The organism is Methylobacterium dankookense (assembly GCF_902141855.1).
Lineage (GTDB): Bacteria > Pseudomonadota > Alphaproteobacteria > Rhizobiales > Beijerinckiaceae > Methylobacterium > Methylobacterium dankookense.
The window spans coordinates 189,938-214,576 of sequence record NZ_CABFVH010000003.1; the positions used below are offsets into that span (position 1 = coordinate 189,938).

Below are 24,639 nucleotides of genomic sequence, written 5' to 3' on the forward strand. Positions count from 1 at the left end.
GCGCATCCCGACAAATCCCTCATCCTGAGGTGGGTGGGTCGGACGGACCGCACCCTGAGCGGCCATCGTCCTGACCGACCTCGATCGGGCTCCGGGGTGCTTCAGCGGCTCGCGCCGTCCTTCGAGAGCTCCATGACGAGGCGGGTGGCGAGGTAGAGACGCGGCGTCAGGCTGTCGAGCACGGCGAACTCGTCCGGGCTGTGGTAGCGGCCGCCGACCACGCCGAGGGATTCGAGCACCGCGGGCCGGTCGGGGCTCGCCGGCTGGAAGGCGTAGGCCGCGTCGGTGCCGCCGCCGATCTCCACGAGCTTCAGGTCGCCGCCGATCTCGCGGTAGATGCCCTGCGCCCGCTCGCCGAGCCGGCGCGTCGCCGGGTTCACGGGCAGCGGCGGCCGGCCCTGGTTCAGCTCGAAGGTCACCTGCGTGTCGGGCACGCGGTGGGTCTCGACGATCTTGCGGGCCTGGTTGAGCACCCGGTCGTATTCGCCGGGCTCGAAATAGCGCATGTCGCCCTCGGCCTTGGCGAGGTCGGGGATGATGTTCGGCTTGGTGCCGCCCGAGACCACCGTCCAGTTGAGGGTCGTGCCCTTCTGCTTGTCGCCGAGGTCCTGCAATTGCAGGAGCTGGTGGGCGAGCTCGGTCACCGCGTTGCGGCCCGCCTCCGGCGCGCCGCCGGCATGGGCCGAGCGGCCCTTCACGGTGAGGCTCGCGTAGTTGATGCCCTTGGTGGCGATGGTGGCCGCGTCGACGGCCTCGTCGGCGAAGGTCGGCTCGAAGGAGAGCACCGCGTCCTGGCCTGCCGCGACCTTGCGGATCTCGTCGCGGGAGCCGCGGGAGCCGCGCTCCTCGTCCGGGTTGAAGACTACGGTGATCTGCCCGTACGCCTTGAAGTCGAGGGCCTTCAGGGCGGCCAAGGTGTGCAGGATGAGGGCGAGGCCGGCCTTGGCATCGGCCACGCCCGGTCCGTAGGCGCGCCCGTCCCGCTCCGTATAGGGGCGCTTGCCCGCCTCGCCCTCGCCGAACACCGTGTCGTAGTGCACGAGGAGCATCAGCTTCGCCTGGCCGGAGCCCTTCAGCGTGCCGATCAGGGTGTTGCCGCCGTAGGCCGGGGCGGGCCGGGTCTCGACGCTGGCGCCGAGCGCCTCGAGGCGCTCACGCAGCAGAGCCTCGACCTTGGACAGGCCAGGCACCTGCCCGGTGCCGGTATCGACGTTGACGAGGGCGGCGAGCGTCTCGCGCAGCGGCCGGTCCTGCGCCTTCGCGGCAGCGAGCACCTTCGCATCGGGCTCGGCGGAGGCGGCGAGCGGCGCGAGCGCCAGCGCGGCGGCGAGGGCGAGCTTTCGGATCATCGGGCTTCCTCTTCGGTCGGGCGAGGCCGCACCGAACCTGCGACCGGGGCCCGGCGCAAGGCGGGAAGGACGGCGAGAGCGGGGATTCCCGCCCTCTGTCACCCGCCGAAGCGCTCGGTCCGGATCGTGGCGGGGGCGAGCCCCGCCGCCAGCAGCAGCGCCGAGGCGGCACCCACGAAGGGGTTCGAGCCGCAGACGAAGCAGCGCGCCGGGGTGCCGAGATCGGCGAGCGCCGCGGCCACCACGGCCCCGTCGATGCGCCGCCCCACGCCCTCCCGCGTGGTGAGGAGATGCAGGCCGAAGCCCGGCTCGTCGCCGGCGCGGGCCTCCAGCTCAGGCAGCGCGATCGCCTCGGCGCGGGTGCGCACGGAGTAGATCAGGCGGCAGGGGATGTCCGGCGCGACGCGCGCCCGGTGGCGCAGCATGGCGAGCAGCGGCACCACGCCGGAGCCGCCGCCGACGAGGAGGAGCGGGCCGCCATCCTCCGGCCCCCAGGCGAAGGAGCCGCCGATCGGCCCGCGCAGCTCGATCCGGTCGCCGACCTCCGCGACGTCGAGGAAGAAGCCCGAGACCTCGCCGCCGTCGAGCCCCTCGATCATCAGCTCGATCGTCCCGGACCCGTCCGGCGCCGAGGCGATGGAGTAGCTGCGCTGCGCCTGATAGCCGTCCTCCGCCGTCAGCCGCACGTCCACGTGCTGGCCCGGCCGGAAGTGGTCGAACCCGGCCGCCAGCACGAAGCGCTTCACGCGGGGCGTGACCGGCGCGATCCCGGTGATCACCGCCTCGCGCCAGAGGGTCCAGGACAGGTCGGTCACGGGCGATCAATCACCGGTGAAGCGCTGCTCGCGCCAGGGATCGCCGTACATGTGATAGCCGCGCAGCTCCCAGAAGCCGGCTTCGTCCCTGGCCGTGAAGCGCAGGCCCTTCACCCATTTGGCGCTCTTCCAGAAATAGAGATGCGGCACGAGGAGCCGGGCCGGACCGCCATGGTCGAGGGGGATCGGCTGCCCGTCATAGAGGGTCGCCACCATGGCCTTGCCGCCGGTCAGGTCCGCCACCGGCACGTTGGTGGTGTAGTCGTCGTAGCCCTCGGCCAGCAGGTAGTCGGTCGGGGCCGCGATCCCGGCATCGGCCAGGAGATCGTCGAAGCTCACGCCCTCCCAGGCCGTGTCGAACTTCGACCACTTGGTGACGCAGTGGATATCGCCGCCCCAGCGGGTGCGCGGCAGGGCCTGGAATGCGTCCCAGCTCCAGGATTTGAGCGGGCGGGCGCCCTCGCGCAGGGTGAAGCGCCAGGCCGCCAGATCGATCTGCGGGTTCGGCCCGATCTGGAGGACGGGGAAGTCGTCGGTGAGATACTGCCCCGGGGGCAGCCGCTCGCGGGTCGCCTCGGGCGGGCGGCGCCCGGTGAAGCCTCGTGTCGCCAAGCCGGCCTCCGTGGTCCTCAGATTCCGCAGCCGTTTCAGGCCGGCCGGGGCCTCACGTCAAGCGCGCTGCGCCCCGAGACCGAGATAGCCGAACACGGCGCGGCCGACGCGGCCCTGGAGCGGCTCGGCCTCGCGCTCGCCGCGCTCGCCGGCGGCATCGACCATGCCCTTGACGATGGCCAGGATATCGGCCGCCATCAGGTCCGGATCCGCCGGCGCGGGCCAGGGCATCCGACCGAGCAGGTCCCGGATCGCCTCCGCGAGGGCCGCGGAGACCCGGGCGACCGCCTCTTCGAGGGGCAGACGCCGCTCCTCGATGTCCAGGGCCCGGGCGAGGACGGGCCGCCGCATCTGGTGCATTACCGCGGCCCGGACGATTGCGGCGAGGCCGGCCTCGCCCGTCGGCGCCTGCCGGGCGGCGGCGACCTCGGCGAGCAGCGCCCCGGTCTCGCGCTCGACCAGGGCGGCGGTCAGCGCCTCCTTGCCCGGGAAGTACTGGTAGAGCGAGCCGATGCTGACCCCGGCCCGCTCGGCGACGGCGTTCTTGGTGTAGCCGGGGAATCCGCGCTCCTCGAGAATGCGAGCCGCCGCCTAGAGGATGATCCGCACCGTCTCGGCCGAGCGCGATTGTCTCGGTGTTTTCCGCGACTTGAGTGCGGGTCGGCGGCTGGCGGCAGGCATGCGGGATGCGAGTTTCGAGGGTCGTCGCGGGCCCTCATGATCGGGCCGTCCCACAGAGGAAGGCAACCACCCATGACGATGCCCGAAACCCCGGCCGCCGATACCCTGACGGTCTTCATGCTGGTGAAGACCGAGCCGGAATGGCTCGGCTTCCCCGTCGAGACCCGCTTCGCGAAGCTGCGCGAGCATGTCGAGCCGATCCTGCAGCGCCACGCCGCGGAGGTGCGCATGCGCTTCTACGACGCGGAGTTCTACACGGCCCGGATCACCGATCTCTGGGTCTGGGAGGCGAGCAGCCGCCACGCCTACGAGCTGGTGGTCGAGGCCTTGCGCGAGACGCCGTTCTGGGATCGCTATTTCCGGATCGTCGAGATCATCCCGGCGGTCGAGAACGCCTACGCCCGCAACTACGAGCAGGCGCCTCTCGCGGCCTGAGGATGGGGGCGGCGGAGGGAGGCACCATGCCGGGCACGCCCTTCAAGGACCACTTCTCCGCCTCTGCCGGCCTTCGCGGCGGCGCTCGCCGAGGCCTGGGGCGCGCCAGGCTCGCGGCGGCGCGTGCGCTGGCCGCTTTCCGTCCGGCTCACGAAGCTCTGATCGGACGCGCCGAAGATTTGCCCCAAAGCGGCGCTGTTGTCCCTTGACGAAGCTCCGCCCGGACAGCGAGGGGCGGACCACGCAGAGGACCCACGATGTTTCGCAGTCTCGCCATCGCCCTCGTCGCCGGAGGGCTCCTCGCGGCCCCGGCCGCCCAGGCCCGCGACGGGATCAGCCCCGGCGGCGCCGCGGCCCTCGGCGTGCTCGGCGGCCTCGCTGTCGGCGGCGCCATCGGGTCCGCCACGGCCGATCCCTACTACCCCGGCAAGCCGGTCTACCGTGCCCCGCGGCCGGTCTATGTCGAGGACGAGTATGTCGGCCCGGTCTGCCACTTCGAGCGCCGCCGCTACATCGATCCCTACGGCGACGTGTATTTCCGCCGCGTCCGCGTCTGCGAGTAGGCGAGACTCGCCGCCGGGGCTCAGCGCCCCGGCGGCGACGGCGTGACGATCTCCTCGGGCGGCAGGACAGGCGGAGCGGCGCGCGGGCGCAGCCGCTCGGCGCAGGCGATGCCGCCGAGCACCAGGGCGAGGGCGACCGCGTCGGACGTCTCGAAGGGCTCTCCCACCACCAGCACCGCGAGCCCGGCGCCGAAGACCGGCACGAGGTTGACGAAGAGCCCCGCCCGGTTCGGGCCGATCATCTCGACGGCCGACAGGAAGGTGAGCTGCGCCGCGAGCGACGGCCCGAGCGCCACGTAGGTCACGATCAGCCAGCCCGTCGCGGTCGGCCAGATCAGCCGGCCCGCGGCCCATTCGGCGAAGAGCGGCGGCAGCGAGGTGACGAGGGCCGCGGCGGCGAGCGCCGCGAAGAAGGACAGGCCGGAGGCTTTCGGCCGCGTCGCCAGCGCCACCGTGTAGGCGGCGTAGAGCAGGCAGGCCACGAGCATCAGCAGGTCGCCGCGGTTGAAGTCGAGCCTGCGCAGCACGTCGAGATCGCCGTGCGAGGCGGCCACGCCCGCCCCGACCAGCGTCACCGCCACACCGATGCCCTGCCCGAGGGAAACGGGCTGGCTGTAGGCGAGGTAGTTCAGGACGAGGACCAGGACCGGGATCGCCCCCTGCAGCAGGGCGATGTTGACCGCGCTCGTATAGGCGCCCGCGGCGTAGAACAGGCTCGCGTAGAGCGTGTAGCCCACCGTGGCCATGATCAGGATGCGCAGCCAGGAGCGGGCCAGCACCGTGCGGTCGGCCAGGATGCGCCGCCGCGCGATCACCGCGAGGATTGCGCAGGGGAAGGCCCAGCGCAGGGTCGTCAGGGCTTGAGGGGAGACCTGCCCCGGCGCCCATCGGGCGGCGACCACGTTGCCGGCCCAGACCAGCATCGTGAAGAGGAGGAGCAGGTAGGCGCGGCCCGCCCGGGGGCCGGCCGCGAGGGGCGCGCTCAGCGCCGGCGGAACTGGCCGCCGCGCATCGGCGGGCGCGGTCCGGAGGAGCGCTCGTCCTTGTGGCGGAACACGAGGCGGCCCTTCTCCAGGTCGTAGGGCGACATCTCGACGGTGACGCGGTCGCCCGCGAGCGTCTTGATGCGGTTCTTCTTCATCTTGCCGGCGGTGTAGGCGACGATCTCGTGGCCCTGGTCGAGCTGCACCCGGTAGCGCGCATCAGGCAGGATCTCGAGAACGAGACCGTCGAACTGCATCAATTCTTCTTTTGCCATTCACCCTCTCCAGTCGGACCGTCTGGAAACAGGCGTTCCGGCATACATGTCATCTCGTGCAAGTGCATAAAAACGCGGCAGCGCCCGTCCCGATCCCTGCCGGCAAGTCGCGGGCAAGGTGGGCTGGGCGCCGGAGCGTGCCCGGATTTAATCGCCGCCGCGCCTATCGGCAAGTCGTCGCCGCGCCGCGGGCTCCGCTCCTCGACAGGATTTCGGCACTCTGTCTGGTCAAAGCTTGATCAGGCAGGTTCCTGCAAGCCTCCCGCGAGCCGCCTCGGGCGGGATCTCAGGGCGCGTCGTTGCCGGCGAAGTCGAGGCGCCCGTCGGGCATCCGCTTCCAGACCCGCAGGGCCACGGCGCCGGGCCGCGGATCGCCCGCGGCGTCGAAGGCGACCGGGCCGATCGCGGTGCGGAAGCTGCCCGCGCGCACGGCCTCGGCGAGCTTCCGCCCATCCGGCACCCGCGCATTCCCCTGCGCGGCGAGCGCCTGGGCCAGCACCTCGACGGCGGCGTAGCCCACGCCCGCGACGAGGTCGGCCTCGGGCGTGCGGGGCGCCGCCTTGCCGCGCGGATCAGGGGGGCGACGCTCGGGCACGAGGGTCATCACCGTCCCCTCCCCGGCCGGACCGGCGGTGGCGGGGAAGGCCGGATCGAGGATGCCGTCGCTCGCCACCATGGGCCCGGTCAGCCCGGCCTCGCGCAGGGCCCGGGCGAGCAGGGCCGCCTCGGGGGCCAGGCCGCCGAAATAGACGGCGCGGGCACCAGCCGCCTTCAAGCGGCCGGCGACATCCGCCGCGTCGCGGCTGCCGCGGGGCAGGCTCTCGAAGGCCGCTTCGCGCAGGCCGCGGGCCCGCAGGGTGCGGGAAACCTCCTCGGCGAGGCCGCGGCCGAAGGTGGAGCGGTCGTGGACCAGCGCGACGCCCTCGGGAAAGCGCGCGGCGAGCCAGGCGCCCGCCGTCTGCGCCTGCTGCGCGTCGCCCGGCGACAGGCGGAACAGGTTCCAGAGGCCGCGGGCGGTGAGCGGCGGATAGGTCGCGGCGGGCGCGATCACCACGGTGCCGGCCTCCTCGTAGGCGGGCGCCGTCGCGGCGACGAGCGAGGATTGCAGCGGACCGACCACGAGGCGCACGCCCTCGGCCGCGAAGCGCCGCGCCACGCCCAAGGCCTGCTTCGTGTCGCCGGCATCGTCGGCCACGACGAGGACGAGGCGGCGCCCGCCGGCCCGGTTGAGATCGGCCACCGCCTGCTCGGCGCCGAGGCGCAGGCCCTGCCCGAAGGGCGCGTCCGGCCCGGTCAGTGGGGCAGAGAGCCCGATCTTCACCGGGGCGGGCGCCTGCGCCGCGGCGGGTGCCCCCCAGAGGCCGCCGAGGGCGAGGAGGGCAGCTACGATCCTCACTCGGCGGCCTGCAGGGCGGGCTTGCGCGCCACATGCTCCAGCGCCTCGGGGCGCGGGCCGCCGGTCGCCCAATCGAGCAGCTCCACCGTGTGCAGGATCGGGATCTCGGTGCCCTTCCCGATCTGCGTGGCGCAGCCGATATTGCCGGTGGCGATCAGGTCCGGCCGCATCCGCTCGATATTGGCGACCTTGCGGGCGCGCAGGCGCCCGGCGATCTCGGGCTGCAGGATGTTGTAGGTCCCGGCCGAGCCGCAGCAGATATGCCCCTCGGGCACGTCCTTCACGGTGAAGCCCGCCCGCTTGAGGAGCGCCTTCGGCTCGGTGCGGATGCCCTGGCCGTGCTGCATCGAGCAGGCGGAATGATAGGCCACCACGAGGTCGGTCTCGACCACCGGCTCCATCAGGCCGAGGGCGGCGACGTATTCGGTGACGTCCTTGGCGAGGGCCGAGACCCGAGCCGCCTTCTCGGCATAGGCCGGGTCGTCCCGGAACATGAAGCCGTAATCCTTGATGGTCGTGCCGCAGCCGGAGGCCGTCACCAGGATGGCATCGAGGCCGCCGCGCTCGATCTCCCGGGTCCAGGCGTCGATCGCCTGCTTGGCATGGGCGTGGGCGGAATGCTCCTTGCCCATGTGGTGGGTGAGCGCGCCGCAACAGCCCTCCGCCGCCTGCACCACCTCGACACCGTGGCGGTTGAGGAGGCGGATCGCCGCCTCGTTGAAATCCGGGCGCAGCACGCTCTGGGCGCAGCCGCGCAGCAGCGCCACCCGCCGGTGCGGGGCGTTGGCGGCGGCCGGCGCCGGGAAGGTGCCGGGCCGGTCGGTCGGGTTGCGTCCCGGAAGCCGGGCGGGCGCGAGGTCGAGCATCGCCGCGAGCCGGTTGCCGACCCGCGGCAGCCGGGCGACGAGCCCGCGGAACGGGCTGCCGAGCCAGGCCGCGAAGAGCGCGAGGCGGAAGCGGTTCGGATAGGGCAGCACGAAGGCGAGGAGCGCGCGCAGCAGGCGATCGTCGGCGCTCCGCCGGAAGGTCCGCTCGATATGCGTGCGGGCATGATCGACGAGGTGCATGTAGTGCACGCCCGAGGGGCAGGTCGTCATGCAGGACAGGCAGGTGAGGCAGCGGTCCACGTGACGCACCACCTCCGCCGAGGCCGCCTTGCCGCCCTCCAGCATGTCCTTGATCAGGTAGATGCGCCCGCGCGGGGAATCGAGCTCGTCCCCGAGCAGGAGATAGGTCGGGCAGGTCGCCGTGCAGAAGCCGCAATGCACGCAGGTGCGCAGGATCTTCTCCGAGGCCGCCATCGCCGGGTCGGCGAGCTGTGCGGGGCTGAAATTGGTTTGCACGGTCTTGTCCTCGGGCCCTTGGCCGTCTCGTTCCTTCCCGGCGGGCGCTACACGCCCGCATACATGCGGCCCGGGTTGAGCACCCCGGCCGGGTCGTGCGCCGCCTTGATGCCCAGGCTCACCCGCATCAGCGGCTCGGCGAGCGGCTCGAAGACGGGCACCGCCGCGCGCACGGCGTCGGGCGCCCGCACCAGCGTCGCGTGGCCGCCCTGCCCCTTCACCGCCGCGCGGATCACCGCGGCGCCGGCATCGCCCGCGGCCGAGGTCTCGAGCCAGATCAGGCCGCCGCCCCAATCGTAGTACCAGCGCGCCTGGAGCCCGCGGGCGATCTCGGCCGCGAGCGCCGGGCCCCGCATCGGCGCGGTGGAGATGCGCCAGACCGCCCCCTCCCCTGCCGCGAAGGGATGCACGTCGCGGACCGATTCCCAGAGGCCGGGCTCGTCCGAGACCTCCGGCGCGCCGAAGCGCTTGAGGAGCCGCGTCAACTCGCCGAGCCGGTAGGCGATCGAATCCGAGAAGCCCTCGACCCGCATCAGGGTGCGGGCCTCGGGGGCGCCGATCCCGGCCGGCAGGTGGGCGGCGCCGGTGAGTTCGAAGGGCGAGCCGAGGGCCGCCGCCAGGGCCTCGACCGCGCGGGCATCGTCGAGCCCCGTGAAGACCAGGGTCGAGACCCGCTCCTGCACGGGCAGCACCTTGAAGGTCACCTCGGTGAGGAGCCCGAGCGTGCCCCAGGAGCCGGCCATCAGCTTCACGAGGTCGAGGCCGGTGACGTTCTTCATCACGCGCCCGCCCGACTTGATCGCCTCGCCCCGCCCGTTGACGAATCGCACGCCGATCAGGCTGTCGCGGGCGGCGCCCGCATTGATGCGGCGCGGGCCCGAATTGTTGACCGCCGCCACCGCCCCGAAGGTCGGCTCGCCCGCGGAGCCGAGCAGCCGGCGATGGTCCATCGGCTCGAAGGGCAGCATCTGGCCGCGGGTGGCGAGCAGCGCCTGCACCTCGGCGAGCGGCGTGCCGGCGCGGGCACCCACCACCATCTCGGCGGGCTCGTAGAGGGTGATGCCGGAGAGCGCGGCCGCCGAGAGGGTCGCCTCGTCCTGGGCCGGACGGCCGAGCCGCGCCTTGGTGTCGCCGCCGACGAGGCGGAGCCGCTCGCCGCGGGCGGCCGCCTCGCGCACGAGTCCCGCCGCCTCGCCCTCGTCCCGGGGCTCGTATGACCGCATCGTTTCCTGCCCGAACGTGCCGGCATTCCGCCGTGCCGGCTCTCCTTATGGCAGGATCCTGCCGCTTTGCATCCGCGATTCAAGAGCGCGGCATGACGGCCGGCGGCATTGCTCTGTGACCGGGCTACTCGGCCGGGGCCGGGCAGACCGGGCGGAAGCGGGCGAGCACGTGGCCGCGCAGGCCGGCGATGTCGAAGATCCAGACCAGGATGCCGTAGAGGCCGATGCCGAGCGGCAGGCAGGTGGCGAGCGCGAGGCCCGGCGCAAGATGCCGGAACGGCGCCAGCGCCAGCCCCATGGCGAGGCAGGCGGCAGCCGAGGCCGCGATCTCGCGCCAGGGCAGGTGCAGGCGGTCGGGGCCGGGGAGCGCCCGCACCGCGAGCCAGAAGAAGGCCGCGACGAGGCCGAGGGTCTGGGCCAGCGCGATGCCGGCGCCGCCGAACATCGTGGGCAGGACGAGGAGCCCGGCCGCGTTCACCGCGAGCCCGACGCCCGCCGCGGCGATCACCGGCAGGGTGCGGCGGCGGATCTGGAAGATCGGGTTGATGGCGAAGAACATCATCGAGAGGCAGAACAGCCCCGGGATCAGCAGGCCCGCATAGAGGACGAAGGGCCCGCGATAGGCCTCCGGCACCACGATCTCCTGCAGGGCCGGCAGCACCGCCCAGAACCCGACCGCGCAGGGCAGGAGCAGGGCCACGACCACGCCCGCGTTCCGCCCGACCTGGGCCTCGGCGGCGGCGCGGCCCTCGAATTCCTCGGCCCGCACGGCGAGTTGGAACAGCAGCAGGTCGAGGGCGGTGCCGAGCGTCGTCAGGCTGCGTCCCGTCACGTCCGAAGCCAGCGCGAAATAGCCGGCCTCGGCGAGATCCGCATGGACCGCGATCACGCTGCGGTTGAGGAAGGGCATGAGCTGGTAGACGGCGTTCGCCGCGATGAGCGGCAGCCCGTAGGTCATGAACAGCCGCCAGGTCGTGCCCATGCGGTCCCGCGCCAGGGGTGTCGCCGGGTCGCGCAAGGGGCGGTGCAGGATCACGATCGAGAGCAGGCAGCTCAGGCCCGCGACAGCGAGCACCCAGGCCGGATGCGCGAGGTACCACGCGGCGGCGGCCATGCCGGCAAAGGCCAGCACGTTCTTCACCGCCACGAGGCCGAGATAGAGCCGGCCGTCGAACCGGGCGCGGGCGAGCGCGGCGTGATAGTCGAACACCCCGTTGCCGAGCGCCGCCAGCATGGTCCCGGCGAGCACCGCGCCGCGCCCCTCTGCGCCCGCGTCGCTGTCGACGAGGAGGCTGACCGCGGCGGCCGCGATCAGGCCGAGGCCGACCAGGGCGTAGGCCCGGTCGAGGCCGTGGCGGATCCAGGGCTCGTCGATGCGCACGCGGCCCGAATAGAAGCGCGTCGCCGACAGGCGCAGCCACTCGAACAGCACGGTGTTGAGCACGATGGCGCCCGCCGTCGCCAGGGCGAACAGCCCGAAATCGGCCGGGCCCAGGAGCTTGGCGAGGATCAGGCCGAGGACGAAGTTCAGGCCGGCGTTCAGGACGAATGCGGCGATCACGGCCATGGAGCAGCCTTCGACAGTCGCGCCCCGCAGCGGGGGCCGGGCTCACGCACCGGGCAGGATCCGGGCCGTTCGCGGAACCGCCCCGCCGGGGCGGCGCACCGAGCCTGCTGCATAGCGGAGGAGCGCGTAAGAATTCCCTAATCCGACGTGCGCGATCCGACGCCCCGCGCCGGGAGCGGGCCGCCCGGAACCCTCCGGCCGCGCTTGCCGTTGGTCGCCCCGAAGACGTCCGCAACGACGTTCACACCGGAGAGCTGCCATGCGCCTCATCATCCCCGCCGCCGCGGCCCTGCTGACCGCCCTCACCGTCCAGGCCGCCACCGCCGAGACCACGGTGATCCGCCGCGACGGCCCCGACACCGTGGTGGTCGACCGCCCGGAGGTCGAGCACAAGACCGTGACGACCCGGGACAGCGGCGACGGCTGCTCCTCGAAGACCGTGACCAAGACGAACGAGTACGGCGATCGCAAGACCGTCCATAAGGAGACCTGCGACTGAGGCCGATCGGGCCAACGCCTTTCGTGCCTCGATCCCGACGCAGGGTCGGGATCGAGGCGCCCGGCGGACGACCGCCGCCGCGCCGTCGCGCGGGCAGGCGTCGATGAGCACGGTCATCGACGCCTGGTATGAGGCGAGCTCTTGGACGACGCCTTGCCGCGCGGCGGAGCCTCCTGCCGCGCGGGAGGCGCGAGCGCCTTCTCGTAGCGCCACGCCTCCATCCCGTCCTCATAATAGTCCGGGCGCACGGCGAAGCGGCTGTAGCCGCGCCGCTCGTAGAGACGGATGCCGGCCCCGTTATCGGCCCGCACCTCCAGGCGCAGCCGGTCGCAGCCGCGGGACAGTGCCTCGTCCTCCGCCGCTGCGAGCAGGCGCCCGCCGATGCCGAGCCCGTTGCGGCCCGGTGCCACCGCGATCGAGGAGAGACGGGCGATGCGGCTGGCGCGCCGCCGCTCCAGCACCGCGGCGCCGACGAGAACCTCCGCGCGGCCGTCCTCCACCAGAGCCACGATCACGTCCATGGTCGCCGAATCGACCGCGTGGCGGATCGCGCGGCGCTCGGCCCGGTCGGTGACGAAGGCGGCGTGCTCCAGGGCGACGAGGGCGTCGATGTCGGCGCGGCTTGCGGCCCGCAGGGCGAGGCGCGCCTCGGGCGGGGGCAGGACCGCTGCTGCGCTCACGGACGGCACGGGGACATCTTACCTCGAAGGCCTGATCGCGATGCCGAGCCGGCATCCGCTTCGGCAGGGCGCATCTAGGAGATGCCCGCTCGCACGGTCTTTGGGAAGCCCGGCCGGCCTCGGCGCGGCGATTCTGCAACAGCGGCGCCGGAGCCGTCGATTTTCCGGGGGCAAGCCGGGAATATCCCTTGTCGCCCCGGGCCGCCGCTCGTATATCCGCCTCGCCCAATTTCGCACGTGCCTGTGGCCGCGTGCCGGTTGGTGGGCATCCGGTCAACTGCCGGACAGCCGCCAGGGGTCTTAAAGGATCGATGGTCGCAAGGGTGGATCCCTACGGCCGGCATCCGGGTGGCGACACCAGACCCTAACAACAACCGGCAGCCGGAGGCGAAACCGGCGAACCCCGCTCTCCACGGGGGACGCAGCTTAAAGCAACGACGAACGGGCTTTTTTGGTCTCGTTGGCCCTCCACAGGCCGACACCGAAGAGGCTTGTTTCTCTTTGCCCGGCGTGCGGTTGGGGTTTCCCCATACCAATCCACGGCAGCTTCCGGGTGCTCTGCGCCCGTGTCCGTCCGCGCGTCTCCAACGCGTGCGGACGACGCGACGCATCGCCCCCTGACGCCGACGGCCGCGCAAGGCCGTCAGATCGCGACATCGTGTGCCCGATGGGATCGGGCGCCGCCGACCTGTGCTGGGGATCGTCCATGACCGACCGTATCCGCGACTTCCTGCGCGTGCGCCGCGACCTCGGCCAGGACGAGGGCCCCGTGATGGTGCTCGACCTCGACGTGGTGCGCGACAACTACACCGCCTTCGCCCGCTCGCTCCCCGACACCCGCGTCTTCTACGCCGTGAAGGCGAACCCGGCGCCCGAGGTGCTGAGCCTGCTCGCCGAGATGGGCTCCTGCTTCGACACCGCCTCGGTGCCCGAGATCGAGATGGCGCTCGCCGCCGGCGCCACCGCCGACCGCATCTCCTTCGGCAACACCATCAAGAAGGAGCGCGACGTGGTGCGCGCACTGAAGCTCGGCATCCGGCTCTTCGCCGTCGACTGCCAGGCCGAGGCCGACAAGATCGCCCGCGCCGCCGCCGAGGCCGGCGTGGCCACGGCCGACGTGCAGGTCTTCTGCCGCATCCTCTGCGACGGCGCCGGCGCCGACTGGCCGCTCTCGCGCAAGTTCGGCTGCGTGCCGGAGATGGCCGTCGACGTGCTGGAGCACGCCCACGTGCAGGGGCTCCATGCCTACGGCGTGTCCTTCCATGTCGGCTCGCAGCAGGCCAACACCGAGGCCTGGGACGGCGCGCTGGCCTCGGCCGCGATGATCTTCCGCGAGTGCGCCCTGCGCGGCATCGGCCTGTCGATGGTCAATCTCGGCGGTGGCTTCCCGACCCAGTACCTCAAGGCGGTGCCGGGCGTGGAGAGCTACGGCGACGCGATCTTCCGCGCGCTCACCAAGCATTTTGGCAACCAGATCCCCGAGACCATCATCGAGCCGGGCCGCGGCATGGTCGGCAATGCCGGCATGATCGAGGCCGAGGTGGTGCTGGTCTCCAAGAAGTCGACCGCCGAGGACGAGGTGCGCTGGGTATATCTCGACATCGGCAAGTTCGGTGGCCTCGCCGAGACGATGGACGAGTCGATCCGCTACCGCATCCGCACCGAGCACGACGAGGACCGCATGAGCCCCTGCGTCATCGCCGGGCCGACCTGCGATTCGGTCGACGTGCTCTACGAGAAGCAGCACTACCCGCTGCCGGTCTCCCTCTCGATCGGCGACAAGGTGCTGATCGAGGGCGCGGGCGCCTACACCACGACCTACGCCGCGGTGGCCTTCAATGGCTTCCCCCCCCTGCGCCAGATCGTGATCTGACGCCCCGCCACCGATGCAGATCCCGCCCGGCCGCGCACGGCCCGGGCGGCCTCGTGTCCACGCCCCATTCATCTGTCCCCGGGGATGATCGGTCATGATCGCGATCCGCACCGAGCACGCCGCCGACCTCGCCCAGCGCGAGCGCCTGCTCGACGCCTGCTTCGGGCCGAACCGCTTCGCCAAGACCTCCGAGCGCCTGCGCGAGGGCCGTCTGCCGGCCCGCGGCCTCGCCTTCTCGGCGATGCGCGGCGGCCGGCTCGTGGGCACCGTGCGCCTGTGGAACGTCGATGCCGGCGGGCGGCCCGCCCTGCTGCTCGGGCCGCTCGCGGTCGATCCGGCGATCCAGCGCCAGGGCCTCGGCAGCGTGCTGATGCACGCGGCCCTCGGCCGGGCCGAGGCGCTCGGCCACGGCGCAGTGCTGCTCGTGGGCGACGCGCCCTACTACGCCCGCTTCGGCTTCGACGGCGCGGTGGCGGTCGACCTCGCCATGCCCGGCCCGTTCGAGCGCGCGCGCTTCCTCGGGCTGGAGCTGCGCGCCGACGCGCTGGCCGGTGCCGCGGGCATCCTGCGGCCGACCGGCGCGCTCGCGCCGGACGAGGCTGTGCCGGCCTTCGCGGCGGCGGCGCGACGACGCGCGGCCTGAGCGTTGACGAGCGGGCCCGGCACCGCCGGAGCCCAGCCTGAGTGGACAGGCCGGAGCGGCCTGTCCTATGCACCCCGCGCGACCGGACGGCCCGGCCGCACGGGAGAGCCGAGCCAGTGATCGGACCAGCCCCCGCCCCGGAAGGCGGACGCCGATGAGCGCGCCGCGGGTCCTGATCACCAGCACGTTCCGCGACAGCATCAATACCAATGCTGCCATCCGGACCTACCTCGCGGACGGGTTCGCGGAGGTGCTGGGGGTGGATGCGGTGGCGGTCCGGCCGCTGGAGCTGGCTCCGGAAGCGGTTCTCAGCCTGCGTCCGGATCTCGTGATCGCGGTCGGCAGCCTCGTGCCCGACGACACCGACCTGCGGGGTCTGCGCCGGGCTGTCGATACGGCGGGCGGGCGCCTCGCCCTCTGGCTGCACGACGACCCCTACGAGTTCGACTACGCCTTCAAGGCCGGCCCGCTCGCCGACATCCTGTTCTCGAACGACAGCTGGTCGGTGCCGCATTACCGGCACGGGAACGTCCACCACCTGCCGCTCGCGGGCGCGCCGCGGATCCATCTGCGCGGCCTCAAGCCGATGGAGGCGCGCGGGACCGCCCTGTTCTTCTGCGGCGTCGCCTACGACAACCGGATCGACCTGATCCGGCGGGCCGACGCGCTACTCGCGCGCCATCCCGTGGCGATCCTCGGCAGCGGGTGGCCGGAGGACATACACAGCGCAACCAACCGTCGCCTCGACGCCCTGCAGATGGCCGACCATGCGGCGAATGCGCGGCTTACCCTGAATATCGGCCGCGACCTGGACATCGCCAACCGCCGCTACGGCCTGCCCGCGGCCACGCCGGGGCCCCGCACCTTCGAAGTGGCGCTCTCCGGCTCGGCCCAGCTCTACGTCGTCTCGGGGCTCGAGATCTGCACCCTGTTCGAGCCGGACGAGGAGATCCTGCTCGTCGATTCCGTGCGCGACATCGAGCGGGCGATCGAGCGGGCCTATGATGATCCTCAGAGCATTCTCGCGATCGCGCGGGCCGCGCAGGGGCGGGCGCTCAGGGACCACACCTACGCCGCCCGCGCGCGGCGAATCCTCGACCTCTGCGGCCTCGCCGGGGACTAGGCCATGGCACCCTACGCGATCCTGCTGCTCGATACCGAGCCGCTCACCCGCAATGCCTACATCACGCTCGCCATCGCCGATGCTCTGCGCCGCGATCCGCGCGTGGCGCGGGTCGTGGTGGCCGACCACGGCGACGCCATCGCTCGGTTCCAGGCGGAGGGGCTCGACACCGTCATCGCCTTCGGCGGCGCCCGGACGCATGCGCCGCTGCTGACGCGGCTCGCCGCGCTCGCGAAGCTCAGCATCCTCTGGACCACCGAGGACCCCTACGAGGTCGACGGCAACCTCCGCTTCTCGACCGCCTTCGACATCGTCTTCACCAACGAGCGCTCCGTGGTGGAAGCCTATGGCGGTCGCGCGCACCACCTGCCGCTCGCGGCCTCGCCCCTGTTCCAGGACCTGCCGGTGCAGCGCGACGACGCGCGCTACCGCTACGACCTGCTCTTCATCGGCACCGCCTGGCCGAACCGGGTGCGGAGCCTCAACGCGATCCTCGCCAGGGCGCCGCGGCAGCTCAAGGTGAAGCTCGCCCTGCCCTACAACGCCTTCATCGGGAAGCCCGTCCTCGACGATCCTTCCCTGCTCGTCGACTGGCGCTGCGGCAATGCCGACTTCGCCCGCTTCGCCAATGCGAGCCGCGTGGTGCTGACCCTGCCGCGGGCCTTCTCGAACGCCTCCACCGACCGCGCCTCCGGGACGACGCCGCCGCCGCGCCTGTTCGAGACCGCGCTCGCGGGCGGCTTCCAGGTGATGGTCTCGGCCGAGCCGGAGACGGGCGATTACTACGCCGACGGCAGCGAGATCCGACTCTGCGCCGACGACGACGCGGCGCTCGCGGCGATCACCGAGGCCCTGGCCGAGCCCGAGCGGCGCATCGCCATGGCCGAGTCCGCCCGCGCGCGGACGCTCGCCGAGCATCTCTACGACCACCGCGTCGCGCGGATGCTCGACCTTGCGGCGGCGCCCGCGGCGCGCCCGTCGCTACCCGCAAAGCGCAGGACCGTGCTCTGCCTCACCCACAAGCGGGGCGGCCACCGCCGCGGCGGCGTCGAGGTCTACCAGGAGATGCTGACGGGGCTGGCGCCGGACTACGCAGTGCTGTTCCTCCATCCCGTGGCCGTAGGGGGTGAGTACGAGCTGCGGCTCGAGGGCCGGGGAGTCGACGAGACCTATGCGGCAGCGCCCGCGACGGACGAGGTCCTGACCGATCCCGGCATCGAGCGGACCTTCGAGGAGATCCTGTTCCGGCACAGGGTCGACCTCGTGCACGTCCACCACCTGATCGACCTGCCGCTGAGCCTGCCGCTGATCGCCAGGGCTTGCGGCGTTCCGGTCGTCTACCACCTACACGACCACTACCTGATCTGCGAGCGGCACCTCCTGCTCGACCGGACCGGCCGCTTCTGCGACGTGGTCGGCCGCGGCCGGGAGCAATGTGACGCCTGCCTGCTCGTCGCGGACAGGTATCCTCCCGGCTCGAAGGCGCGGCGCGACCTGTTCATGGCGCGTGTCGTGGCGGGGATCGACGCCTTCGTGACCAGCACGCTCTTCACCGGACGGTATCTCCGCGGCTTCTATCCCGAGATCCCGGCCGCGAAGGTCGTGACGCTGGAGATGCCGACTCCAGGCGAGTCCGCGATGCCGCTCGCGGAGCCGACAGAATCCGATCGGCTCACCGTGGCCGTCATCGGCAACTTCGTGCGCCACAAGGGCGCGGAAACGGTCCTGACCCTGATCCGCCTCGCGCAGGATTATCCGATCCGCTTCAAGCTGCTCGGCGATGTCGACCCGCGCTACCGCGCCCGGCTCGCCGAACTTCCGGCGGAAAGGGTCGTGCAGGTGGGCGCCTACGATCAGGCGGACATCGTCGGGCTGCTCGCGGGCTGCGACGTCTCGCTCCATCTCTCGACCTGGCCCGAGACCTTCATGATCTCCCTGAGCGAGGCCTGGACGGCCGGCCTCGTGCCGATCGTCACCGATCTCGGCGCCCTGCCCGAGCGGGTCGGCGATGGGATCGACGGGTTCGTGGTGCCGCCCGACGCACCGGGCGCGGTGATGCAGCGCCTCCTCGCCCTGCATCTCAACCGCGACCGGCTCGCCCGGATGAAGGCCGCCGTCGCGGCGAAGCGCTTCATAACCCCGGAATCCCATCTCGCCGCACTGGCCGGCCTCTATGCCCGGCTGATCGCCGCCCGGCCCTGCCCGCATGACGGCGCCCCCGAACGGATGCGCGGCACATACGCGCTGACCCTGTCCGATACCGGCATCCGCGTGAACGCCCGGCGCTGGACCTCCGGGGACATCGCCTGGGATTCGCGCTATCCGGCGGCCCTGGCCGCCGAGGCCGAGGCGGCGCGGGTGCCCGTGGCGGACGCCCTGCCGCCGGAACACGCCGCCCTGCCGGAAGCCCTCCTCGACCTGGCGGGGCTCGGCGCCAGCACCGACTGGTATCTCGACCGGCTCCGCCTCGACCGGCGGACGGTGACGGGATCGCCCGACGGCACGGTGGTGCTGCGCGACATGTCCCTGCGCGGCTGGCTGCGCCCGATCCGCGGCAAAGCCCCGGAGGCGACCTATCTGCGCCTGTCCGGGCCGGACGGGACCCGTTACGCCCGGCTGGCCCGCGAGAACCGCGAGGACTTGGTGCGCGGTGCGGAGGACCGGGCCTCGGCCGAGACCGGATTCACCGGCCGCATCCCCATCGAGGGACTGCCGAGCGGGCCCTATACGGCTGATCTCGTGCAGATAATCGACGGACAGCGGCTCGCGAGCCGGGACTTCTTCCGGGTCTACCTCGCCTCGAATGTCGGAGCCGAGCAGCCCTCCACCTGGCAGGCGGGCTGGAGCTGGACCCAGCCGGCCGCTTCCGGGACGGTCCGGGCCATCCGCCAGAACCTGCCGGAGGCGGCCGGTCCCCTGGTGGCCCTCGGCTGCGACGTCTGGGCCTTCGAGGCGGAGACGGATCTGACAGCCCCCGAGGCGGTCTTCGCCCTGTTGATCCCGGTCGCGGACGGGGCGCCGTCCTGGCTGCGCGCCTCTGGGCAGGCGCTGTCCGGCGGGAGTCGGCTCGCCTTCGCCGCGGCGATGGATTCGCTCGAACCGGGCGCCTACGCGTTGCGCTTCGTCCTCGGCGAGGGGCCGGATGCCCGCCTGCTCGCCACGGAGACCGACCTCGTGCGCGCACCGGGCGGCGCGCGGGCACGCCTCGCCTCGGCGCCCCCCGCCTGCTTCCGCCCGCTCTTCCCCAAGCGGGTCAAATCCGGCGGATCGCTCGACCGGGCAGAGCTGGAAGACGATGATGCGCGCATGATCCGCTGCGTCGGCTGGGCCTTCCAGCCGGGCTACGGTGCGCCGCTCGCCACCTTCGCCGCCTGGCGGGAGGGCGGCCGCGCCCGCTACGCGATCTCGACCGCAGTGACGCGGCCGGACGCTGCCGCCCATCTGTCCGATCCGGCGGCCGCGGCCGCGGGCTACGACCTCGCGGTGCCCGAGGCGGCCGTGCGGGCCGGCGGCGTCAGGCTCTACCAGTGCTACGCGCGCCGCACGGTGGAGTTCGGCGGCTTCCAGGCCAAGCTGCGGGCGCAGCTCGGGATCGGCTGACGGGCGATGCCCTCAGGGCTGCGCCTCCGCCGGCGCGGCCTCCTGCGGCGGGTGCTCGGACGGGCGGACGCGCCGCGCCGCCTCCTCGGCCTCGCGCGCCCGGGCCTGACGGGCGGCCTCCTCGGCGGCGGCCTGCTGCGCCTTGATCCGGACCTGACGCTGGGCCTCCTCCTCGGCCGCCCGGTCGGCGGCGGCCTTCTCGGCAGCCGCCTTCTCCGCCGCGGCCTTTTCCGCAGCAGCCTTCTCGGCAGCCGCCTTGATCGCCGCGACACGGGCCCGGTCCATCTCGATGCGGGCGCGGCGGCGCTGGCGCTCCACCTGATCCGCTTCGATGAGCTCGATGCGCTCCAATTCCCGCTGCAGCACGACCGCCGCGAGGCCGGTCGCGAGGGCGCCGGTGTCGAGGCTTCGTTCGGGCGCGTCGAGGCCGCCGGCGAGGCCGAGCTGGACCGAGGGCGCGCCGGCGTTCCAGCCGCGCGGAACCGCGCCCCCGGCGAGCAGGCCGCGGGCGTCGAGGCGCCCGCGGGCCAAGTCGTAGGTGAGGCTGCCGGTCCAGCGGGCGGCGCCGAGGTCGAGTTCGAGCGGCCCGGCGCGCAGCACGCCGCCGACGATGGTCGCCGGGGCGGAGACGGATCCGCGCGCCTGCGCCGCCGCCTTGCCGAGTTCCTCGCCGACGATCTGGGGCAGCCGTCCCTCGCGCAGCGGATCGTCGATCTCCAGCGCGCGGGCGAGCGCCCGGCCGAGCGCCGCGGGATCGGCCTCCGGCACCGCGAGGTCGGTGAGGGTGAGGGTGCCGCTTCCGGCGAGGTTGGCGGCCAGCGCCGCCGCGTCCGGCCCGCTCGCCCCGAAGCGCAGCTTGGCCGAGAGCCGTCCGCTGAGCGGGCCGCCATCGGCCAACGCCGCGAGCGCCGCGTCCGCGAGCGTGCCCTCCCCCGACACCGAGAGCGTGGAGCCGCGGCGCGCGATCGCGGCCGAGCCCTCGATCCGGCCCTCGGCGAGCTTGCCGCCGAGGTCGCGCAGGCTCAGGGCGCCGTCGTCGAGGCCGAGGCGGAAGGCGGCGCCCGTCGCCGTCTGCCCGCGGCCGAGTTCGAGCGCCCCCACCTTGAGGTCGAGGAGCACCGGCCCGCGCGGGCGCAGCGGCGTGGGCCGGCTCCGGGCCGTCTCGGGGGGCACGAGGGCGGCGGCGACCTGCGGCAGGGCGAGCCGCGCGAGGCTCAGCGCGCCGCCGACCGTGCCGTCCATCCCGATCCGCAGGCGGCCGTCGAGGGCGGCGCCCGCCACCTGCCCCCCGAGATCGGCGCGCAGATCGCCCGCCTCGCGCCCGAAGCCCACCGTGAGGGCGGCCGGCCATGCGCCGGGCGCGAGGTTCGCGAGGCCCGACAGCGTCATGTAGGGGCCGAGATCGGCGGTCTCGGCGCGGATCTCGCCGGAGGCCGGCAGCCCGTCCTCCGGCGCGATCCGGAGGGGCTTGGCCGTCGCGAGCCTCAGCCCGGCGACCGTCCCGCCGAGCTGGAGGTCGAGGCCGCCCTCCGCCGCGCGCTCGGCCTGGAGCGTCAGGGCCGCCGGCCCCTGGAGCCCGGGCAGGTCGGAGCGCCCGAACCAGGATCCGGCCCGGGCGTTGGCGAGCCTCACCGCGGCCCGTTCCAGGCGCCCCGCCCGGCTCGTCAGCGTGAGGTCGAGATCGCCGCCGCCCGCGCGGCCCTTGGCCGTGGCGCGCAGGGCCTCCGCGGCGCCGGCATCCCGCTCCAGCGTGAGCCCGAGGTCGAGGGCGCCGGTCCGGAGGAAATCCGGCACGAACCGGCTCTCGCCGGTCCAGACCCGGTCGAGCAGGGCGAGGAGCGGGGCTGCCGCGGGCGCCGAGAGGCGCCCGGCGATCCGGCCCGCCCCGTCCGGGCTGATCCGGCCGGCCAGCGCCGCGTTCGCGCCCGCGAGGTTCGTCACCTCCAGGCTGTCGACCACGAGGCTCGGCCCGTCCGACTGGATGCGCGCCGCGATGGTGCCGGTATCGGCGGCCCCGTAGCGCACGTCGCGCGCCTCCAGGGTCAGGCCGAGATCGTGGCCCTCCAGGGCGGCGAAGGCGCTGTTGAGCGGGGGCAAAGCCGCGACGTCGAGGCCGCGCGCGGCGATCTGCGCCTCGAACCGGCCGCGCGCCGACCCCTGTGGCGCGGTGTAGCGGGCATTGCCGGTGATCCGCGCCGGACCGAGGGCGAGGCGCAGGCTGCGCAGGTCGAGGCTCGGCAGGGCGGCGGCGACGTCGGCGCTCGCGTCCACCGGGCGCCCGTCGAGCACGGCCACGGCCGGCCCGGTGAGCCCGAGCCGGCGGAGATAGCGGCCGAACCCCTCCGAGCGCTGCGCCGAGAGGCTGACCGGCCCGTTGAAATGGAGCGTCGGCGCGGTCTCGATGGCGCCGCTCGCGCCGATCACCGCACCGCCCGGAGCGGTGGCGCGCAAGGATCTCAGCACGAGGCCGCCGCCGCGGTCGAGGGTGGCGGCGAAGGCGAGGTCCGACCATTCGGCCGCGCCGAGGGCGAGGCTCTCGACGGAGAGGTCGAGGTCGAGCAGCACGGGCAGGCGGCTGCCGTCCTTCGGCAGCCCCCGCGCGAGGAGGGCCTGCCCCTCGGGCGACGCGAGGAAGCCGTCGAGGTCGAGCCGGCGCGCCTGCAGGTTCAGGGCCGCCCGCCACTGGCGCAGGTTGAGCTCCCCGCTGCCCGCGAGCCGCAGCGGGCGCCCACCCGGATCGACCTCCGCGGTGACCGTCTCGAAATGGACCTGCGAGCCGGTGGCCTTGAAGCGCCCGGAGAGTGCGAGCGGCAGATAGGTCCCCGCGACCTGGCTCGGCGGCCCGACGACGAGGCGGCCGGTGCCCTCGGCCTGCACCGTCCGGCCCTGGCGGCCCCCGCGGCTCGGCACGAGGCCGAGCTTCGCATCGGCCTCGAAGCGGGGATGGTCGTCGCCGCCGCCGGAGAGCTTGACGGCGACGCCGTCCTCGGCGAGCGCGCCGCTGGTCAGCCGGAACGGCACGCCGCCGCTCGTGCCCTCCACCCGCCAGGGCCCGACGAGCGCCGGGGCCTGGAGGCGCAGGTCCTGCGCGTAGAGCTGGTCGGTGCGGCCCGTCACCGGGACGAGGGTGGTGAGCAGGAACTGCTGGATCTGCAGGTCCTCGATGGCGAGGTCCCGGCCCGAGAACGCCGCCGGCAGATCGGCGGGGACGAGCAGCGCCTCGTTGCCCGTCACCGGAAGCCGCAGCTCGGCCCGGCCGATCCGGGTCTCGGTGAAGCGGAACTCGCCGCTCAGAAGCGGGAAGAGCGCCACCTCGGCCTTCACGAAGCGGGCGTCGAGGTTCGGACTCTCCGTCCCCTCGCCGAGATGCAGCCGGTCGAGGCGCAGGCGCGGCGAGGGCAGGAGCCGCACCTCCAGCCGTCCCTCGCTGCGGACGGGCAGGCCGAGCGAGCGCGAGACCGCCCGGTCCACCACGCCGCGATAGGCCGTCCAGTCGATCAGCGGCGGCACGGCGAGCGCCGCCGCGAGGAGGAGGATGACGGCGCCCGCGAGCGCGGTCAGGAGGTCACGCACCGTTCACGTTCCGCATGCGGCCCGCCCGCCGGGGACGGACTTCTTGGAGGCGGGCGCTGCCGCGGATCGCGCACGATCGTTCAGCCCCCGAGCGACATAGCATGCCGGGGGCCGTCCCGCGCCAGGGCCCCCGCGAGAGGGCTGTGTTCAGGGCCTTGCGGCGGCTCGGGCCCGTCCGGGCGGGGCGAGACCGTCGCCGGCGGGGTAGCGTCTACCGCGCAGGCGCGCGCCGTGGCACGCTCGCCGCGTGGATGGCGGACGAATCGGAGGGCGTCGCGTGGAACCCGACTTCTGGCACAGGAAATGGCAGCGGAACGAGATCGCCTTCCATGAAGGCAGGCCGAACGCGCTGCTCGTGCGCCATATCGACCGCCTGTCCCTGAAGGCCGGATCGCACGTCTTCGTGCCCCTGTGCGGGAAGTCGACGGATCTCGGCTGGCTGATGGCGCGGGGCCTGCGCGTATCCGGCGCCGAGCTGAGCCGGGACGCGGTCGATCAGCTCTTCGCCGACCTGGGGCTGGAGCCCGCCGTGACGCAGACGGGCAGCCTCACGCATTACCGCGCGCCGGGGATCGACATCCATGTCGGGGACGTGTTCGCCCTGTCGGCGGACATGCTCGGCCGCGTCGACGCGGTCTACGACAGGGCCGCGCTGGTCGCCCTGCCGGCCGCGATGCGCGCGCGCTATGCCGGCCACCTGACCCGCATCACGGGGACGGCCGCCCAGCTGCTGATCTGCTTCGAGTACGACCAGTCCCTGATGGACGGGCCGCCCTTCTCGGTCGATGCGGAGGAGGTCCGGTCGCTCTATGACCGCGACTACGCGCTTTCCCGGCTCGAACGGGTCGAGGTCGCCGGCCGCCTGAAGGGCACCGTCGAGGCAACCGAAAGCGTCTGGCTGCTGGAGCGACGCCAGGCCTGACGGCGGCCGGCAGGATCCGGGCCGCGGAGGCGGCTTCGCAGGGGGATCGCGCAGTCCTGCCGGATCCCCCTCGACCTCATCCTGAGGCGCCGCGTGTCTGCACGGAAACCGGCCGGCCGATCTCCCCGAGCAATCTCCGCCCACGGCTCCCCCGTGACCGGACGATCAGCGCCGCGGCACGGCGACGCCGCCACCGGGGGGCGGGGCCTGGGGCGCGGTCTGGCTGCGCTGGATGTCCATGCGCGTGGTGTTGTTCTGGGTGGTGATGTCCTGCTGCACGCCGCGACTCTCGCTCTGACGGCTGAACGAATCGTTGGCCGCGTTGGGGTTGCCGGAGCGCACCTGCGCGGTTGCCGGCGCGGCGAGGCCGACCAGGCCGGCGGCGAGGATGATCTGTGCGAGGCGCATGGCGTCGGGTTCCGATTCTCTTACCTGGAGCAACGACGCCCGGACGGGCCGGCCGGTTCCGCGGCGGCTCCCGCAT

Annotated in this window: 21 protein-coding genes; 8 read left to right on the forward strand and 13 right to left on the reverse strand. The window is 73.2% G+C overall.

Features of this window, described 5'->3' with window-relative positions; genetic code table 11:
* Window positions 1–101: 101 nt before the first annotated feature.
* The 4 genes from MTDSW087_RS04365 to MTDSW087_RS31180 all read right to left on the reverse strand — a co-directional run bounded on the left by MTDSW087_RS04365 (window position 102) and on the right by MTDSW087_RS31180 (window position 3,355).
* Window positions 102–1,349 carry a glutamate carboxypeptidase gene (locus tag MTDSW087_RS04365; protein WP_144760607.1) on the reverse strand — a complete coding sequence of 416 codons (1,248 nt, stop codon included), beginning with the start codon at window positions 1,347–1,349 and terminating at the stop codon, window positions 102–104.
* Between the two features lie 98 nt (window positions 1,350–1,447).
* Entirely contained in the window at window positions 1,448–2,164 is a 717-nt protein-coding gene (locus tag MTDSW087_RS04370; RefSeq protein ID WP_144760610.1) for an FAD-binding oxidoreductase, read from the reverse strand.
* Between the two features lie 6 nt (window positions 2,165–2,170).
* On the reverse strand, window positions 2,171–2,776 hold the full coding sequence (locus MTDSW087_RS04375) for a sulfite oxidase-like oxidoreductase (protein ID WP_144760613.1): 606 nt from the start codon (window positions 2,774–2,776) through the stop codon (window positions 2,171–2,173).
* Window positions 2,777–2,833: 57 nt separating this feature from the next.
* Complete coding sequence (locus tag MTDSW087_RS31180; RefSeq protein WP_280525251.1) at window positions 2,834–3,355, reverse strand: TetR/AcrR family transcriptional regulator; 522 nt, start codon at window positions 3,353–3,355, stop codon at window positions 2,834–2,836.
* A 174-nt stretch (window positions 3,356–3,529) separates the two neighbouring features.
* On the opposite strand from MTDSW087_RS31180, the gene MTDSW087_RS04385 reads away from it, so the two are divergent.
* A complete protein-coding gene (locus MTDSW087_RS04385; RefSeq protein ID WP_238179057.1) occupies window positions 3,530–3,892 on the forward strand; it encodes a darcynin family protein in 363 nt (120 codons plus the stop codon).
* A gap of 257 nt (window positions 3,893–4,149) precedes the next feature.
* The gene (locus tag MTDSW087_RS04395) at window positions 4,150–4,455 is read left to right on the forward strand and encodes a hypothetical protein (protein WP_144760616.1); all 306 of its coding nucleotides are present in this window, start codon (window positions 4,150–4,152) and stop codon (window positions 4,453–4,455) included.
* Between the two features lie 20 nt (window positions 4,456–4,475).
* On the opposite strand, the gene MTDSW087_RS04400 is transcribed toward MTDSW087_RS04395, so the two are convergent.
* From MTDSW087_RS04400 to MTDSW087_RS04425, 6 genes are all read right to left on the reverse strand, one after another.
* On the reverse strand, window positions 4,476–5,441 hold the full coding sequence (locus MTDSW087_RS04400) for a DMT family transporter (RefSeq protein ID WP_238179062.1): 966 nt from the start codon (window positions 5,439–5,441) through the stop codon (window positions 4,476–4,478).
* Window positions 5,438–5,713 carry a translation initiation factor IF-1 gene (gene infA / locus MTDSW087_RS04405; protein ID WP_066922146.1) on the reverse strand — a complete coding sequence of 92 codons (276 nt, stop codon included), beginning with the start codon at window positions 5,711–5,713 and terminating at the stop codon, window positions 5,438–5,440. Before infA ends, MTDSW087_RS04400 begins: the two co-directional genes overlap by 4 nt.
* A gap of 286 nt (window positions 5,714–5,999) precedes the next feature.
* Entirely contained in the window at window positions 6,000–7,109 is a 1,110-nt protein-coding gene (locus MTDSW087_RS04410; protein ID WP_144760623.1) for a branched-chain amino acid ABC transporter substrate-binding protein, read from the reverse strand.
* On the reverse strand, window positions 7,106–8,452 hold the full coding sequence (gene glcF, locus MTDSW087_RS04415) for a glycolate oxidase subunit GlcF (RefSeq protein ID WP_144760626.1): 1,347 nt from the start codon (window positions 8,450–8,452) through the stop codon (window positions 7,106–7,108). The genes MTDSW087_RS04410 and glcF overlap by 4 nt, the downstream gene beginning before the upstream one ends.
* Window positions 8,453–8,499: 47 nt before the next feature.
* Entirely contained in the window at window positions 8,500–9,675 is a 1,176-nt protein-coding gene (locus MTDSW087_RS04420; RefSeq protein ID WP_144760629.1) for an FAD-binding protein, read from the reverse strand.
* A gap of 124 nt (window positions 9,676–9,799) precedes the next feature.
* Window positions 9,800–11,242 carry a lipopolysaccharide biosynthesis protein gene (locus MTDSW087_RS04425; protein ID WP_144760632.1) on the reverse strand — a complete coding sequence of 481 codons (1,443 nt, stop codon included), beginning with the start codon at window positions 11,240–11,242 and terminating at the stop codon, window positions 9,800–9,802.
* Between the two features lie 259 nt (window positions 11,243–11,501).
* Between MTDSW087_RS04425 and MTDSW087_RS04430 the strand changes: the two genes are divergently transcribed.
* Window positions 11,502–11,741 (forward strand): hypothetical protein, encoded by a 240-nt coding sequence (locus MTDSW087_RS04430; RefSeq protein ID WP_144760635.1) that lies wholly within the window; start codon window positions 11,502–11,504, stop codon window positions 11,739–11,741.
* A gap of 113 nt (window positions 11,742–11,854) precedes the next feature.
* On the opposite strand, the gene MTDSW087_RS04435 is transcribed toward MTDSW087_RS04430, so the two are convergent.
* Window positions 11,855–12,421 carry a GNAT family N-acetyltransferase gene (locus tag MTDSW087_RS04435; protein WP_144760638.1) on the reverse strand — a complete coding sequence of 189 codons (567 nt, stop codon included), beginning with the start codon at window positions 12,419–12,421 and terminating at the stop codon, window positions 11,855–11,857.
* 706 nt (window positions 12,422–13,127) lie between these two features.
* Between MTDSW087_RS04435 and MTDSW087_RS04440 the strand changes: the two genes are divergently transcribed.
* The 4 genes from MTDSW087_RS04440 to MTDSW087_RS04455 all read left to right on the forward strand — a co-directional run bounded on the left by MTDSW087_RS04440 (window position 13,128) and on the right by MTDSW087_RS04455 (window position 19,660).
* A complete protein-coding gene (locus tag MTDSW087_RS04440; protein ID WP_144760641.1) occupies window positions 13,128–14,294 on the forward strand; it encodes a type III PLP-dependent enzyme in 1,167 nt (388 codons plus the stop codon).
* Window positions 14,295–14,388: 94 nt separating this feature from the next.
* Window positions 14,389–14,937, forward strand: a complete 549-nt coding sequence (locus MTDSW087_RS04445) for a GNAT family N-acetyltransferase (RefSeq protein ID WP_144760644.1) — start codon at window positions 14,389–14,391, stop codon at window positions 14,935–14,937.
* A gap of 154 nt (window positions 14,938–15,091) precedes the next feature.
* On the forward strand, window positions 15,092–16,060 hold the full coding sequence (locus tag MTDSW087_RS04450) for a CgeB family protein (RefSeq protein ID WP_144760647.1): 969 nt from the start codon (window positions 15,092–15,094) through the stop codon (window positions 16,058–16,060).
* A 3-nt stretch (window positions 16,061–16,063) separates the two neighbouring features.
* A complete protein-coding gene (locus MTDSW087_RS04455) occupies window positions 16,064–19,660 on the forward strand; it encodes a glycosyltransferase family protein (RefSeq protein ID WP_238178751.1) in 3,597 nt (1,198 codons plus the stop codon).
* A gap of 12 nt (window positions 19,661–19,672) precedes the next feature.
* On the opposite strand, the gene MTDSW087_RS04460 is transcribed toward MTDSW087_RS04455, so the two are convergent.
* A complete protein-coding gene (locus MTDSW087_RS04460; protein ID WP_144760650.1) occupies window positions 19,673–23,233 on the reverse strand; it encodes an AsmA family protein in 3,561 nt (1,186 codons plus the stop codon).
* A gap of 277 nt (window positions 23,234–23,510) precedes the next feature.
* On the opposite strand from MTDSW087_RS04460, the gene tmpT reads away from it, so the two are divergent.
* Complete coding sequence (tmpT, locus tag MTDSW087_RS04465; RefSeq protein ID WP_144760653.1) at window positions 23,511–24,155, forward strand: thiopurine S-methyltransferase; 645 nt, start codon at window positions 23,511–23,513, stop codon at window positions 24,153–24,155.
* A 165-nt stretch (window positions 24,156–24,320) separates the two neighbouring features.
* On the opposite strand, the gene MTDSW087_RS04470 is transcribed toward tmpT, so the two are convergent.
* Entirely contained in the window at window positions 24,321–24,563 is a 243-nt protein-coding gene (locus MTDSW087_RS04470) for a hypothetical protein (RefSeq protein WP_144760656.1), read from the reverse strand.
* Window positions 24,564–24,639 lie beyond the last annotated feature (76 nt).